13 protein-coding genes and 1 pseudogene are annotated in these 14713 nt (G+C 69.4%); 5 read left to right on the top strand and 9 right to left on the bottom strand.

Annotated elements, in window-relative coordinates:
- Positions 1 to 530: pseudogene (gene kgd, locus ACIHAO_RS36695) on the bottom strand (multifunctional oxoglutarate decarboxylase/oxoglutarate dehydrogenase thiamine pyrophosphate-binding subunit/dihydrolipoyllysine-residue succinyltransferase subunit); the annotation flags it as partial.
- Between the two features lie 373 nt (positions 531 to 903).
- On the opposite strand from kgd, the gene ACIHAO_RS36700 reads away from it, so the two are divergent.
- On the top strand, positions 904 to 1170 hold the full coding sequence (locus ACIHAO_RS36700) for a hypothetical protein (RefSeq protein WP_125673926.1): 267 nt from the start codon (positions 904 to 906) through the stop codon (positions 1168 to 1170).
- Here ACIHAO_RS36700 and ACIHAO_RS36705 read toward each other — a convergent pair.
- From ACIHAO_RS36705 to ald, 5 genes are all read right to left on the bottom strand, one after another.
- Entirely contained in the window at positions 1167 to 1736 is a 570-nt protein-coding gene (locus ACIHAO_RS36705) for a DUF4291 domain-containing protein (protein WP_396565858.1), read from the bottom strand. The genes ACIHAO_RS36700 and ACIHAO_RS36705 overlap by 4 nt on opposite strands.
- 300 nt (positions 1737 to 2036) lie before the next feature.
- Positions 2037 to 5759 carry an ABC transporter ATP-binding protein gene (locus ACIHAO_RS36710; protein ID WP_396565860.1) on the bottom strand — a complete coding sequence of 1241 codons (3723 nt, stop codon included), beginning with the start codon at positions 5757 to 5759 and terminating at the stop codon, positions 2037 to 2039.
- A 125-nt stretch (positions 5760 to 5884) separates the two neighbouring features.
- Positions 5885 to 6769, bottom strand: a complete 885-nt coding sequence (locus ACIHAO_RS36715; protein WP_125788415.1) for an ABC transporter permease subunit — start codon at positions 6767 to 6769, stop codon at positions 5885 to 5887.
- Positions 6769 to 7911, bottom strand: a complete 1143-nt coding sequence (locus ACIHAO_RS36720; protein WP_396565862.1) for an ABC transporter ATP-binding protein — start codon at positions 7909 to 7911, stop codon at positions 6769 to 6771. The genes ACIHAO_RS36715 and ACIHAO_RS36720 overlap by 1 nt, the downstream gene beginning before the upstream one ends.
- Positions 7912 to 8750: 839 nt before the next feature.
- On the bottom strand, positions 8751 to 9866 hold the full coding sequence (gene ald, locus ACIHAO_RS36725) for an alanine dehydrogenase (RefSeq protein WP_396565864.1): 1116 nt from the start codon (positions 9864 to 9866) through the stop codon (positions 8751 to 8753).
- Positions 9867 to 10031: 165 nt separating this feature from the next.
- Between ald and ACIHAO_RS36730 the strand changes: the two genes are divergently transcribed.
- The 3 genes from ACIHAO_RS36730 to ACIHAO_RS36740 all read left to right on the top strand — a co-directional run bounded on the left by ACIHAO_RS36730 (position 10032) and on the right by ACIHAO_RS36740 (position 11737).
- Positions 10032 to 10973, top strand: a complete 942-nt coding sequence (locus ACIHAO_RS36730; RefSeq protein WP_396565866.1) for a zinc-binding dehydrogenase — start codon at positions 10032 to 10034, stop codon at positions 10971 to 10973.
- Positions 10973 to 11392: a pyridoxamine 5'-phosphate oxidase family protein gene (locus ACIHAO_RS36735; protein ID WP_396565868.1), complete on the top strand. Its 420-nt coding sequence runs from the start codon at positions 10973 to 10975 to the stop codon at positions 11390 to 11392. Before ACIHAO_RS36730 ends, ACIHAO_RS36735 begins: the two co-directional genes overlap by 1 nt.
- Positions 11393 to 11509: 117 nt before the next feature.
- Positions 11510 to 11737, top strand: coding sequence for a hypothetical protein (locus ACIHAO_RS36740; RefSeq protein ID WP_007033850.1), 228 nt, complete (start codon positions 11510 to 11512; stop codon positions 11735 to 11737).
- A gap of 121 nt (positions 11738 to 11858) precedes the next feature.
- On the opposite strand, the gene ACIHAO_RS36745 is transcribed toward ACIHAO_RS36740, so the two are convergent.
- From ACIHAO_RS36745 to ACIHAO_RS36755, 3 genes are read right to left on the bottom strand one after another with little or no spacing between them, the layout of a single operon-like run.
- Positions 11859 to 13412, bottom strand: coding sequence for a PucR family transcriptional regulator (locus tag ACIHAO_RS36745; protein WP_396565871.1), 1554 nt, complete (start codon positions 13410 to 13412; stop codon positions 11859 to 11861).
- Between the two features lie 36 nt (positions 13413 to 13448).
- Positions 13449 to 13886, bottom strand: coding sequence for a VOC family protein (locus ACIHAO_RS36750; RefSeq protein WP_396565873.1), 438 nt, complete (start codon positions 13884 to 13886; stop codon positions 13449 to 13451).
- Complete coding sequence (locus tag ACIHAO_RS36755; protein WP_396565875.1) at positions 13883 to 14233, bottom strand: PadR family transcriptional regulator; 351 nt, start codon at positions 14231 to 14233, stop codon at positions 13883 to 13885. The genes ACIHAO_RS36750 and ACIHAO_RS36755 overlap by 4 nt, the downstream gene beginning before the upstream one ends.
- A 57-nt stretch (positions 14234 to 14290) precedes the next feature.
- Between ACIHAO_RS36755 and ACIHAO_RS36760 the strand changes: the two genes are divergently transcribed.
- A complete protein-coding gene (locus ACIHAO_RS36760) occupies positions 14291 to 14689 on the top strand; it encodes a VOC family protein (RefSeq protein WP_396565877.1) in 399 nt (132 codons plus the stop codon).
- Positions 14690 to 14713: the final 24 nt, after the last annotated feature.

Below are 14713 nucleotides of genomic sequence, written 5' to 3' on the forward strand. Positions count from 1 at the left end.
GCCATCAGCTTCGCCGGAACGGCACGCACACTCGTGGCCGTCGGCACCGACAGCGAGGCGTCCATGTTCTTCGCGATCGCCGCCGCGGCGCCACGGAGCTGCTTCGACTCCGGCTCGGCGTCCTTCTCGGCGGGCTTGGCCGGGGCCTTCTCAGCCGCCTTGGGCGCGGCTGCCTTCGCAGGCGCCGGGGCCTTCGCGGCCGCGGTGGCCTTCGCCTCGGTCTTCGGTGCGGCCTTCGCGGGGGCGTTCTTCGGAGCGGTCTGCTTCGCGGTGGACTCGGCGTTGCGGACTGTCTGGGGCGACGGGTTGGCGACCTGGCCGTTGGCGCCAGGGCCCTCATTGCCGGGGTCTCCGGAGTTCTGACGCGCGTCGTCGGCCTTGGCCTGCGCGGCCTGCGTTGGCTTGAAGTCCGCGAAGAAGTCGTGCCAGGCGGCATCGACTGAGCTGGGGTCGGCGAGGAACTGGTCGTACATTTCCTCGACGACCCACTCGTTGGGGCCGAATTGTGACGCAGGGCTGCTGCTGGACACGGCTTGGACTCGCCTCTATCCGTCTCGAGATCTTGAACACCGCTGATGCGCCTACCAGGCTAACCCCCTCGGTCGCGGCCGTGTGATGGAACTGGCCTGTGTGAGGCGTGGCGCACTAGGTGATGGGTCACTGTCTCGATCAAGAGACCGAAAATATCCGGCGCGCCGACCGGGCCATCGGCCGTTCGGGGGAGCAAGGGACCTTTGCTGTCGTTTTCACCGTCCGTGCAGGTCAGGTCACTGTTTCGTCGGTGAAGGTTGGCCGGCTCGTCGTGCCCGGACAGCCTGTAGTTCACGTCAGGGGGCTTCGCTGGGTGGACGATGCGGCCGGTGTCGTGCCGGCCGCCGATCGCCCGCGAGGTGGTGACAGCCGATGTGGCTCGACGAGTGCCCGTCGTTCTGGGACGAGGGGCGCGTGCGCCCGCTGGTCACCGAGTCCGGCAAGGTCGTGCTGATGTGCGACTCGTGCTCGGCGGTCTGGCCGACGCTCGCCGACTTCAAGGAGATGGAGCACGTCGAGCCCGACGAGCCGGACTGGGCGGTGACGGCCGGGGTGCACGTGCGGCCGGGGACCGTCCGGTGGGCTTCGGCTCAGGACCTCGAGGTCGCCGGGATGAGCGGCCTCAAGTGGCGGCCTTAGCCGGAGTACGGGCGCTCCGCGGGTAGCAGCGCTTCGGCGTCTTCGATGCGGTTCGCCGCGACCAGGGCACCGATCTCGCGCATGGTCGAGGTGACGTCGGTGACCGCCGTGATCCAGTTGTCGACATAGCGATCGACGGCCTCGCCACTCAGCCCCATCTGGAGCGAGCGGTGCTTCAGTGCGCCGAGCCGGATACTGCGCTCCGGATCCCACTGGATACGGACCGGGCTGGTCTTGACCTCGTCCTGCCACGCCTTCCGGTCGGAGTGGACGTCCGGGTCGTAGTGGCTGAGCGCCGCGTGTTCGAGCGCCCACGCGAAACCCTCGCGAGTGATGTCGAGGGCGAGTACGCGTTCTTGGCCGGGCTTCGCGGCCCAGCCGCAGCGATACGCCATCCAGAGGAAGGACGGTTTGATCCAGGTCATGCGTTCGCGTTTGAACGGCGGCACGAACGTGCCCGCCTTCACGGCGGCGTCGGCGATGGCCGGCGAGTACGCCTGATAGACGCGGATCGTGGTTTCGGTGTGCACGGCGCGGATCTGCCGCGCCGGGATCTCTTCGTTCATTTGTCGTGAGGGTGACAGGTTCGGGGGTTCACGCGCGACCGAATTCCGGCGGAAGCTGCGGCGCTTCTCGCGTGATGCCGGGCTGAAGTACATGAAGGGGTCCTTCATGTACTGGGGAAGGGGCCTTCACGCGCTGTCGCTGTAGTGCTGAGGCTCAAGGTGGTGTTCCTGCCCGCCCGCAGCCTCGGCTCGGGTCGAACTCAGCCCGGCATGCCGTGAAGGGCCCCTTCCCTACTCTCAGGGTAGGGAAGGAGGCCCTCACGGACTTGCGATCCGGTGCCCCCGCTCACGAGGCCCGAGTCAGCCCAGTGACCAAAGGCGTGCGTAGTGGCCATCCGCGGCGACGAGTTCCGCGTGGGTGCCCTGTTCGATGATCCGGCCGTGGTCCAGCACCACGATCCGGTCCGCTTTGGCGGCGGTGGCGAGGCGGTGCGCGACCACGAACGTCGTGCGGCGGCGAGCGAGTTGTTCCGTCGCGCGCAGAACGGCGGCTTCGGTGGACGGGTCGAGGGCGGCGGTCGCCTCGTCGAGCAGGAGGACGTCCGGGTCCACGAGTTCGGCGCGGGCGAGGGCGACGAGTTGCCGCTGCCCGGCCGAAAGCGACCGTCCGCGTTCACCGACGGGCTGGTGGAAACCGGCGGGGAGCGCGGCGACACCGTCGAGCGCGCCGACGGACCGGACCGCTTCCTCGACTTCCGCGTCCGTCGCGGAAGGCCTGCCGTAGCGCACATTGTCCGCGACGGTCCCCGAGAACAGATGCGCTTCCTGCGGTACCACGCCCATCCGCGTGCGCAGGGCGCCAAGGTCGTACTCGCGGATGTCGGTTCCGTCGATCCGGACGACACCGCCTGTCGCGTCGTAGAAGCGCGCGACGAGCTTCACCGCCGTCGACTTGCCGGCGCCCGTCGCACCGACCAAGGCGACGGTCTCCCCGGCGGCGACCTCCAGCGTCAGTTGTTTCAGCGCGGGATCATCCGTCGCGGTGTAAGCGAAATCGACGTCCTTGAAGGAGACCTCGCCCCGTAGCCGCTCCGGGACCGGGACCGGGTTTTCCGCTGCCGGAACGGAAGTCGGCGTACGCAGGAGATCGCCGATGCGCGTCAGGCCGACGCGCGCCTGCTGATAGCCGTCGAAGACCGAGGACAGTTGCTGGATCGGTGAGAAGAACTGGCCGAGGTACAACAGGAACGCCACCAGCACACCGGCCGACAGCGTGCCCGCCGCGACCCGGTTCGCGCCGACGATCAGCACGACGACCTCGGCCAATCCGGAAAGCATCGCCGCGAAAGGGAAGTACGTCGCGACATAGCGTTGGGCACGCAGCCGCGAACGCCGGTACTCGTCGCTGCGGGAAGCGAACTTCTCCGCCGTCCGCTCCTCGCGGGTGTACGCCTGCGCGACCCGCAGCCCGTTCACGTTCTCCTGCATGTCCGCGTTGACGACGCTGACCCGTTCCCGGGCTTCGGTGTACGCCTTGGACGACGCCCGGCGGAAGATCACCGTCGCCACGACGAGGATCGGCAGCACAGCGAGCGCGTACGCCGCCAGCCCGATGTCGGTGATCATCAGCGCCGCCGCGATCCCGACCAAGGTCAGCGCGCTCACCACGGCCTGCGCGACACCGGTCTGCAGGAACGTCGAGAGCGCGTCGACGTCGGTCGTCATCCGGGTCATGATCTTCCCGGACAGTTCGCGTTCGTAGAAGTCGAGCCCGAGCCGTTGCAGATGGGCGTAGCTGCGGACGCGCAGCGAATACAGCACCGTCTCGCCGACCCGCGCCGTCATCCTGGTCTGGAGGTAGACCACCAGCCAGTCCGTGAGGATCACCAGAGCGCCGATCCCGGCGGCGAGCCAGATCACCGCCTCCGCTCCGGCGCGCACCCCGCCGTCGATGCCGTACTGGTACAGCGCGGGCATCGCGATGGTGGCCAGCGCGTCCGCCGCGACCAGCCCGATCACCACGGCGAGCGGGCCACGCACCGGTTTCAGCAGGCGGCCGAGACGGAACTTCGGTTCGGGCGCGGTGACGTCGGTGCCCGGCAGCCGCGGGACATCCGTGGCCGGCGGCAGTTTCCGGACGCCTTCGAGGAGTTCCCCGCTCGGCGGCAGGTCGACGTCCCATTCGCCGCCGGTGCCCTTGCGTTCACCCGCCAGTTCGTCGGCCTTGTCCTGCTCCGGCCACAGGGCGGGGGTGATTCCCGAGGGGCCGCAGTCGAGGCCCTCGCAGCGGTGCGGTTCCTCGACGTCGTCACCCGGCCCCGCGACGAGTTCGCGGAACAGCGGGCAGCGCGCCAGCAGTTCCTCCTCGGTGCCGACGTCGACGACGCGGCCCTTGTCCAGCACGGCGATCCGGTCGGCGAGAGCGAGGGTGGAGCGGCGGTGCGCGATCAGCAGGGTCGTCCGGCTCGCGGTGACCGAACGCAGCGTGTCGTGGATCGCCGCCTCGGTGACCGTGTCGATGGCGGACGTCGCGTCGTCGAGGACCAGCACGCGCGGATCGGTCATCAGCGCCCTGGCGAGGCCGAGCCGCTGCCGCTGACCTCCCGAAAGCGTGAGACCGCGCTCGCCGACGAGCGTGTCGTACCCGTCAGGGAGGCGCTGGATGAACTCGTCCGCCTCCGCCGCCCGCGCGGCCGCGCGGATCTCCTCGTCGCTCGCGTCCGGCCTGCCGTAGGCGATGTTGTCGCGCACCGACGAGGAGAAGAGGAACGCCTCCTCGAAGACCACGCCGATCACGCTGCGCAGATCGTGCTGCCGGACGTCGCGGACGTCGAGGTCGCCGACCTGGACCGAACCGCTGTGCACGTCGTAGAACCGGGGCAGCAGCAAGGAGATCGTCGACTTGCCCGAACCGGCGGTGCCGACGAGCGCGAGTGTTTCGCCCGGCCTGGCCTCCAGGGTGAGACCGTCGAGCACGGGATCCGTCCGTGTGTAGCCGAAGGAGACGCCCTCCAGGCGGACACCGAGCGGGCCTTCGGGCAGTGGCCGCGCGTCCGGGCTGTCGACCACGTCCGGCTGCGCGTCGATCAGTTCGTTGACCCGTTCCGCGCCGGCCCTGGTCAGCTGGGCCTGCACGACGAGGCTCGAAATCATCCGTGCCGGGCCGATCAGGATGGACAGATAGGTGGCGAACGCCAGGAAGGTGCCGAGGCTGACCTCGCCTTTCAGCGCGAGGACGCCACCGACGGCCAGCACCGCGACCTGACCGGCCGCGGGCAGCGCCGCCGTCGTGGCCGTCGGCAAGGACGAGAGCCGCGCCGAGCGCATGCGTTCCGCGAAGAGCTTCTTCGCCGTCTTCTCAAGCTTCGCGACTTCGCGCGTTTCCTGGCCGAAGCCCTTCACGACACGTACGCCCGTGACGGTTTCCTCGACCTGCTGCGCGACGTCGGCCGCGCGCTGCTGGGCCGCCCAGGTCGCGGGGAAGAGCCGCTTCCGGCTCACCGCCATGATGATCGCGATCGCGGGCGCGACCACCATCGCGATCAGGGTCAGCGTCGGCGACATCCACAGCATCGCGCCGAGCGACAGGAGCGCGAAGATCACCGATCCCGCCGAAAGCGGCACCTGCATCAGAACCGACGTGACCAGCTGCAGATCCGAGATCGCGCGGGAGGCGACCTGCCCGGTGCGCAACGCGTCCTGCTTGCCGCCGTCGAGCCGGGAGACCGCGTTGAACACCTGGCGGCGCAGATCGTGCTGGACGTCGAGGGCCAGCCGCCCGCCGACGTACCGGCGGGCGAAGGCGTTGCCGAAGGTCAGCACCTGCAGTACCGCCATCACGGCGGCGAGCAGGCCGAGACGGGAGGTGTCGCCCGCGACGGCGTCGTCGAGCGCCTCGCGGATCAGCAGCGGACCGGCGGCCTGCAACCCGACGCCGATGATGGCCGCACCCAGCGAAAGCACGACGAGCCACGGATGTTTCCAGCACGAAGCGGCCAGGCGGCGGATCCAGCCTCCGGTGGGTGCCGGGGCCGTCTCACGTGCCGGGCTCGCTTGACGCGGACGAGGTGGAGCAGTAGTCACCCCGCAAGCCTATGCGGCCCCACCGACAGGACCGGGCGGTTCGCGCAGGGCCGAATGACATGAAAGGCCCCTTCATTGCGAATTTTGCAATGAAGGGGCCTTTCATGGCGCTTGTGGACGGTGACTTACGTGATGTCCTTCTTCTGGTTCACGGCCCAGCCGGCGAGGAAGAACGCCATCGTCCAGCCGAAGAAGATGAGCGCCGAGGCCCACCACGAGAACGCGCCGGGAGCGCCCGCCGCGTACTGCAGTGCCCACGCCGTCTCGTCCTGCAGGCCGGGGACCTTCACGCCGGCGGCGCCGAACGCCTCCGCGCCGATGGCGCCCACGATGCCGTTGACCGTGCCGTTCGGCAGGACGCCGCCCAGCCAGGTGATGTCGGCGGCGCCGAACATGACGAACACGAGGACGTTCTCGACCACGAGCATCCAGATGGTCAGCGTGATGATGCTGCCGACCACGCTGCGCCAGACCGCGCCGACCCCGATGCCGAACAGCGTCGCCAGGATGGTCGCGAGGACACCCGCCCCGAGCACGCCGAGCCACTGGCCCGCCGTCGGCAGGCGCGCGCTGTCGACCGTGATCACGGTGCCGAGGCTCGCCGCGCCCACGATGATCACGCCGTAGATCGCGCCCCAGGCGATGTAGGTGATCATCTTCGCGCTCAACGCCGAAACCCGGTTCGGGGCGGTGAGGAACGTCGTGGTGATCGTCTTCTTCGTGTACTCGCCGGCGAGGGCGAAGACACCGAAGATGATCGGGATCATCGTGCCGATGTTGATGCCGTGCCCGAGCGCGAGCAGGCCGACGGGCAGTTCGCCGGTCGAGATGCCGAGCGCCTCGGTCAGCTCACGGGTGTCGGACCGGCCGAGGAAGTCACTGAAATCGTTGGTGATCATGCCCCAGAACAGGGCGAACGCGAAAGCGAAGACCACCGCGGGGATCATCAGCGCCCACCACGCCTTGAGCGTGAGCGTCTTGCGGAACTCCGCCTTGATCAGGTTGCCCATCAGCCCTGGCCTCCCCAGCCCTCGTTCTGGCCCTGCTGCTGCGCCTGCTGCTGAGGCGGCGCCTGCTGGTACTGCTGCTGTTGCGGCGGCTGGCCCTGCTGCTGGAACTGCTGCGGCGGCGCGAAACCGGGCGGCGGCGTGTTCTGCGGCGCGTAGCCGGGAGGCGGACCCTGGTAACCCGGCGGCGGACCCTGGTAGCCCGGGGGCGGGCCCTGCTGGAAACCGGGCGGCGGCGCGGCGTACTGGCCCTGCGTCAGCTGGAAGAACATCCGCTCCAGATCCGCGGTCTCCTCCTGCATGCCGTAGACCGCGATACTCGCCTTGGCGGAGATGTCACCGATCTGCTGCACCGTCGCACCCGACACCGCGACACGGCCGTCCGGCATCGGCGAGACCTGCGTGATGCCGGCCTCCTGCAACGCGGCGACCAGGCCGCTCGCGTCGGCCGACTGCACCAGGACCCGGGACTGGTTGCTCTTGCGCAACTGGTCCAGCGAGCCGTTGTACCGGGTCATGCCCTGGCTGATGATCACGACCTGGTCGATCGTCTGCTCCACCTCGTTCAGAAGGTGGCTCGAGACCAGCACCGTGCGCCCCTCACGCGCGTACGCGCGCAGGAAGTTCCGCAGCCACAGGATGCCCTCGGGGTCGAGACCGTTCGTCGGCTCGTCCAGCACCAGCACCTGCGGGTTCCCCAGCAACGCCGTCGCCAGCGCCAGCCGCTGCCGCATGCCGAGCGAGAACCCGCCCGCCTTGCGGTCCGCGGCCGACGAAAGGCCGACCAGCCCCAGCACCTCGTCCACCCGCTGATCCGGCATCCCGATCGCCGCCGAGTACACGCGAAGGTGATTACGCGCCGTCCGGCCCGGGTGGAAGCCCTCGTTCTCCAGCACCGAACCGACGACCCGCGCCGGATTCCCCAGCTGGTCGTGCGGGCGCCCGTTGATGGTCGCCGTGCCGTTCGTGGGCGTCACCAGCCCGAGCAGCATCCGGAGCGTCGTCGTCTTCCCCGCCCCGTTGGGCCCGAGGAAGCCGGTCACCGAACCGGGCTCCACCGTGAAGCTCAGATTCTGGACCGCGTTGACCGCACCGAACTGCTTGCTCAAATTCTGCACCGCGATGCGGCCACTGCCGTCGTGCATACCGTCCCCTTTTGTTGACGAAGGCCGATCACGCGACATCCTGCCTCACGGGGTGCGTCCGCACTCGCGGAAGGGGTCAATCCAGCGAAAGCGACCTTCGTCACGTTCCGTGCGGTGACGAATCCGTCCTCCGGCGCAGCCGGCGCTGGGCCGAACGGCCGCTGACTACCGGTTATGCGCCGAGAAGCGCGGAAATTCACCGACAACGACGGCGGCCCGTGAGGAAATAATTCCGAAGACATGGCAACCCCATGCAGCGCGACGGCGACTTATTACCTACGATGAAGGAGGCGGCCCGCTCCCAGTGACCCCCAGGCTGGTCGAGCGGGCCGCCCTCAGCCCCATTGCCCCACTTGCCCCTTGCCCCACTTCGGTCGACGCTGGCGCGTCTTCCCGAAGGTGGGGCTTCGTCGTATCACCCGGGGGGCCGAGCCCCCCGGACCCCCACGGTGCGTCCGGCGGCGGTTGGCGGGTGGGTGGCCTACGGCGCAGAGCGCCGTGGCCTGGTGAGTGGCCTGCGGCAAGGTGCGCCGTGGCCTGGTGGGTGACCTGCGGCAAGGTGCGCCGTGGCCTGGTGAGTGACCTGCGGCAAGGTGCGCCGTGGCTGGTGAGTCGTCTATGGCGCGGGGCGCCTTGGCCTGGTGGGGTCTGGCCGAGTGGCGTGTCGGCGGCGCGTTCGGTGCTCCCAATGTGGCATTGGGGACGCTGAGTGTCCCCAATGTGGCATTGGGGGCGCTTTGGACTGGGCTCGCGAGCCGGTGGAGGGTGTGCAAAAGGAGCGAGGGACCTTTGCGCACTGGGGTGGCAAAGGTCCCCCGCGTGGGAGAGTGGCTTGAGGGTCAGGCCAGGACGTCGGCCAGGTCCGTGGCGGGCAGGCCGTGCGCGGCCGCGACGGGGGCGTTGGTCAGGGCGCCCGCGTGCGTGTTGAGGCCCTTCGCCAGCGAAGCATCGGCCTGCAGCGCCTTGTGCCAGCCGTGCTCCGCCAGCTGGACGGCGTACGGCAGCGTCACGTTGGTCAGCCCGTAGGTCGACGTCCGCGGCACCGCGCCCGGCATGTTCGCGACGCAGTAGAACACCGACTCGTGGACCTTGTAGGTCGGCTCGTCGTGCGTGGTCGGCCGCGAGTCGGCGAAGCAGCCGCCCTGGTCGATCGCGATGTCCACCAGCACACTGCCCGGGCGCATCCGCGAGACGAGTTCGTTCGAGACCAGCTTCGGCGCCTTCGCGCCGGGCACGAGCACCGCGCCGATGACCATGTCGGCCTCCAGCACGGACTGCTCGACCGACAGCGCGTTCGAGGTCACCGTGCGGATGCGGCCGCCGAAGTCGTTGTCGATCTGGCGGAGCCGGTCGACGTTGGTGTCGAGGATCTCGACGTCGGAGCCGAGGCCGAGCGCGACCCGCGCCGCGTTGAGGCCGGCGACACCGCCGCCGATGACGACCACGCGCGCCGGGTGCACGCCGGGGATGCCGCCGGGCAGCACACCGCGGCCGCCGCTCGGCTTCATCAGCGAGAACGCGCCCACCTGCGGTGCCAGCCGCCCGGCGACCTCGGACATCGGCGCGAGCAGCGGCAGCGCGCGGTTCGGGGTCTGCACCGTCTCGTACGCGATCGCGGTGGTGCCCGCGGCCAGCAGCGCGTCGGTCAGCGGACGGTCCGCGGCGATGTGCAAGTAGGTGAACAGCACCTGGTCGGCACGCAGCCGCGGGTACTCCTCGGCGATCGGCTCCTTGACCTTGAGCACGAGTTCGCCCTCGGACCAGGTCTCTTCCGCCGTCGCGAGGATCTTCGCGCCCGCGGCGACGTACTCCTCGTCGGTGATGGACGAGCCGAGGCCGGCGCCGGTCTCCACGAAGACGTCGTGGCCGCGCCCGGTCAGTTCGTGCACGCCCGCCGGGGTGAGCGCCACCCGGTATTCGTGCTTCTTGATCTCACGGGGGACGGCGATACGCACGGGATGCCTCCTGGCGGCGGGTCTGCGAACAAAGGTGCTGCCACTCACGGTGAGCCACCCGGACGGCGGTGTCATCGTGTGCGCACGACAAGGTTGAACACCGATCATGGTTTTCCGGGCACAATCGCTTGACCTCCAGTGAACTGGAGCTTGCACCTTGGGCCCATGAGAGCCGTGTGGTTGAAAGAGTTCGGCGGGCCCGAAGTGCTCGTCGCGGGCGAGGCCCCGGATCCGGTACCCGCAGCGGGTCAGGTCCTGGTCGAGGTGGCGTTCGCCAACATCACCTTCGTCGAGACGCAGTTCCGTGCCGGCGGGAGCGGCCCGTTCCGCGCCGAACTGCCGATGATCCCGGGCAACGGCGTCGGCGGCGTGATCAGCGCGGTCGGGGAAGGGGCCGACCTCGGCCTGGTCGGCAAGCGTGTCGTGACCTCGACGGGTGGTTCCGGGGCGTACGCGGAACGGGTCGCGGTCGCCGCCGATTCCGTCTTCGAGGTGCCGGACGGCCTGGCGCTCGACGCCGCTGTCGCGATCCTCGCCGACGGTCGCACGGCGACCGCGCTGGTGACCGCCGCGGGTATCCGGCCCGGCGAGCGGGTGCTGGTGGAGGCCGCGGCGGGCGGGGTCGGCGGGCTGGTCGTGCAGCTCGCCAAGGCCGCGGGCGCCGAGGTCGTCGGTGCGGCGGGTGGCCCGGAGAAGGCCGGGCACGTCCGGGAACGCGGTGCCGATCTGGCGGTCGACTACCGCGAGCCGGGCTGGGCGGCGAAGGCGGGCGAGGTCGACGTCGTGTTCGACGGGGTCGGCGGCGACATCGGGGCGACGTCGTTCGGGTTGCTGAGGCCAGGCGGCCGGATGCTGATCTACGGGCTTTCGAGTGGTTCTTGGACGGAGGTGTCCGAAGAGGACGCCGCCGCGCGCGGAGTCACGGTGATCCAGGGCCTCGGTGGTCCGGCCGAGATGCGGGCGTTCACCGAGTCCGCCCTCGCCGAAGCCGCCGCCGGACGGCTGGAACCCGTGATCGGTCAACGGTTCCCGCTCGAACGGGCGGCGGACGCGCACGCGGTCATGCAGTCGCGTGGCGCGATCGGCAAGACGTTGCTCGAGATCTGATGTTCGACGTCGACGAATTCCTCGCCGGTCCGCTCACGGCCAGGGTCGCCGCGGCCGGGCCGACCGTGCGCCCGACCTGGTATCTCTGGGAGAAACGGGCTTTCTGGATCCTCACCGGATCATGGGCGCGGCTGGCCGGCCTCGTCCGCGATTCGCCGTCGATCGCGGTGACCGTCGACGTGTGCGACGTCGGCACGGGTCTGGTGCGGCAAGTGCTCGCGCGCGGCGAAGCGGAGATCCTCCCCTTCGACGTCCCTCGTGGACAGCGGCTGCTGAGCCGGTATCTCGGGCCCGACGAGCACAAATGGGATGCGCGTTTTCGTTCGTACCTGCACGATGATCCGGAGGTGAAAGGGACCGTCTGGATCCGGATGGTGCCGAAGCGATTCGTCGCCGAAGACCTCGGTTATCGGGTGTGAAGCACGGCCGCGTTCGCTGGGGGTGGGCGCGGCCGTGCAACCTGCGAAACGGTAAATGCAGCACGATCGAGTCAAGATGTTGATCTTACTGGCCGGTAAGCTGCCATTCTGTTCCGCATGACAAATCAGGATTGGCGCCGGGAGCGGCGTGTCCGCACCGTCGATACCGAAGGCAATCCGGCCGATGTCATCGTGGGCCTGGTCGAAACCCCGGGGCACGGTTACGAAGCCGCGTTGCGGGTCGACGGTGGCCCCGGTGTCCTTTTGCCGCTTTACCCCGGTGCCGATCTGCTCGCCGCGGTACGGCAGACCATTGAGGACGGATATCGCGCGAGCGCGCACTGAACCGTCGGATGTCAGGAAAGGGTCTTTCAGGACGTTTTACGTCCTGAAAGACCCTTTCCTGACGTCTGGAGACGATTTGTCGCACTACAAAGTGTTCGGTATTGAGCAGTTTGTAGTGGACTCAACTCCAGCGCAGGGAAACGAGTTGCGTGATCAGCGCCAGCCGGACGTCGGGATCGTCGAGATCCAGCGGGACGAGGTCGAGCAGCCGCCGCATCCGGTACCGCAGGGTGTTGGGGTGGATCCGGAGTTCCTTCGCGGCCGCGCGCGGGTCTCCGGGATGCCGTAGCCATTGGTACAACGTGTCGACGTAGCCGCTCTCGTGGGCTTCGTCGTGCGCGCGCAACAGGCCGAGCGGGCCGAGTTCGGCGACCTTCGCGCTGCTCGCCGCCGTCGCTCCGCGGTGCAGCGAAAGGGCCGTCCACGCCTCGTCGAAGACCACGACGCGGCCGGGTACGAGCTTCGCGCGAAGCAGCCCCAGGGCTTCGTCGGCCTGGACGCGGGACCTCGCGAGCTCGCCGATTTCGCAGGCCGATCCCGCCGCGGCCCGCGGTGTCCCGCCCTTCCTCGACGACGGCAGGGCTTCGAGCGCGGCCCGGAGTTCGGCCCAGCCGTCGCCGTCCGGGACGACCGCGTAGAGCATGCCGCCGAGTTCCGTGGCCACGGGCCGCCTGCCGACGCCCTGCGAGATCCGTTCGAGGAGGGCGAGCCGCAGGCCCTCGTCGTCGCGGCCGTCGCCGCCGGCGACCTCGACGACCACGACGCGGTGCGGTTCTTCGGACAGGTCGAGTTCCGCGATCGCCTTGCGCGGGCTCGCGTTCCCTTCGAGTACCGCACGCAGGAGCTCGGCCGAGACCCGGCGTTGTGAATCGGTGTGCGCGCGGCGGCGCAGCAGGTGCAGCGCGACGACGGGCGCCGCGTCGGCGAAGGCGGCCGCGCGTTCGTCGGAGACCGGGCCCGCGACGACCGCCCACATCGACCCCAGCAGTTCGCCGCCCATCCGGATCGGCACGATGAGCCGGGGCAGCGTGCCGTCGCGCTGCGCGGGCACGAAGATCGTTTGCCGCCCACGGGAAAGCTCGCGGAACACTCCTCGTGACCGGAACCGCGCGAGTACGTCGTCGGGGATGCGGCGGCCCATGATCGTGGACACGCGCGCCGAGTCGGTCAGATCCTGCCGGGCCGAGTACGCGAGCACCCGTGAGTTGGTGTCCTCGATGGTCACCGGCGCGTCGACCACCGAAGCGACCGCGTCCGCGAGCCGGAACAGGTCGCCGGAGCCGGGGCCGCCGCCGTCCTCCAGCGCGTCCGACTCGTCGGCCAGCGCGTCGAGGACCGTCCTGAGCAGCCAGACGAGCTGAGCCCACGACGCCGCCGAGCGCACCTCGATCAACGCGATGTCGGCGGACTTCGCCGCCCGCTTCACCGAGGGTTTCGCCGCGAGCGGCGGCTTCAGCAGGACCGCGGCGGCACCTTTCGACGCGCTGACCTTGACGAGCTCGGCCGCGTCCGACGTCTCGGTGATCGCGACGCCGAGAACGAGGTCGCCCGCGGCGAGGGTGTTGCCGGGTTCGGCGATGACGACGTCACCGACGGCGGGGGACTCCTCGGGGACCTGGAGGGCGTGCAACAGCGTCGGACCGACCCGATCGACGACACTGCGCACGGAAACCATGGGGCGATTGTCCAGTAGGTGGGACCGCGGCACACGTCAGACCTCGCGTGGGGTCCTCGCGTCGATGTCTTCGGGTGTGAACCGCTCCCGTTTGGTCGTCAGCGCCCATCGGTGCCCGTCGGGGTCGACGATGCGGCCGTAGCGCTCGCCGAAGAACATCTCCTCGACCGGCGCCTCCACCCGCGCGCCCGCGAACACCGCGCGCCGCACGAGGTCGTCGGGGTCCTCGGTCTCCAAGGTCAGGAGCACCGGCGTGCCGCCGAGGGTCGACGGCGCGAGCGCGTCCAGCCGCGGGATCTCCTGGCTCACCAGTAGCCGCGCGTCGCCGACGGCGAGTTCCACGAACAGCACGACGCCGTTCGGCAGCACGTTGCGGAACAGCTCCACGGCGCCGAACGCCTTGTCGTAGAAGGGAAGCGACGCGTCGACGTCCTTGACGAACAGGTGCGGCACCAAACCGAGCGCCCGGCTCATGCCGACTCCGCCCGCTTCAGCAGCCCGGCCTGTCCGGCCACGGCGACGAGCCTGCTCAGGAACTCCGCCTCGCGGGCGGCGACCTCCCGGCCGGCGCGGGTCAGCCGGTAGTACCGGCGTCGCGAGTCGTGCGGCTGGTCCTCGCTCGCGTCCGTGGCCTCTTCGACCAGGCCGTCGGCGACGAGCCGGGCCAGCGTCCGGTACAGCGTGCCCGGGCCGAGCCGGTCGGTACCGCCGCTCACCTCGTCGACGAAACCCATGATCGCGTAGCCGTGCGCGCGACCTTTCGCCAGCGCCAGCAGGGTCTGGAACGCCGCGGGGGTGAGCTGCGGGTTGCCGTCGGCCATCCGGGAAGCATACACTCCGATCTCGCTATATCCATGATGGATACAAAGGAGCCGGACGTGGCGATTCGGGGCGTGCACAAGATCGTCGTCGGGGTGACCGATCAGGAGCGGGCGAAGCGGTTCTGGTCCGAGGTCGTCGGATTCGAGGTCACTACCGACGTGCCGTACGACGACAAGGGCAACCGGTGGGTCGAGGTGACTTCGGCCGATGGTGCGACGGCGCTCGTCCTGAGTACCGCGCCGGAGGACCTCAAGCGGTTCGCGGTGCGCAACGAACTCCCGACGGGCAATTTCTTCTTCTACGCCGACGACATCGAAAAGACGTACGAGGAGCTTTCGGCGAAGGGCGTCGAATTCCCGGCGCAGCCCGAGAAGCAGCCGTGGGGCTGGTGGGCGATGTTCACCGACTCGGAGGGCAACAGGTTCGCTCTTCAGGAAAAGAATCCCACTTCCTGAGAGTGGTTGGGTGCTCCGTTCGGC

Origin of the sequence: Amycolatopsis sp. NPDC052450 (assembly GCF_044547565.1) — a bacterium.
Lineage (GTDB): Bacteria > Actinomycetota > Actinomycetes > Mycobacteriales > Pseudonocardiaceae > Amycolatopsis.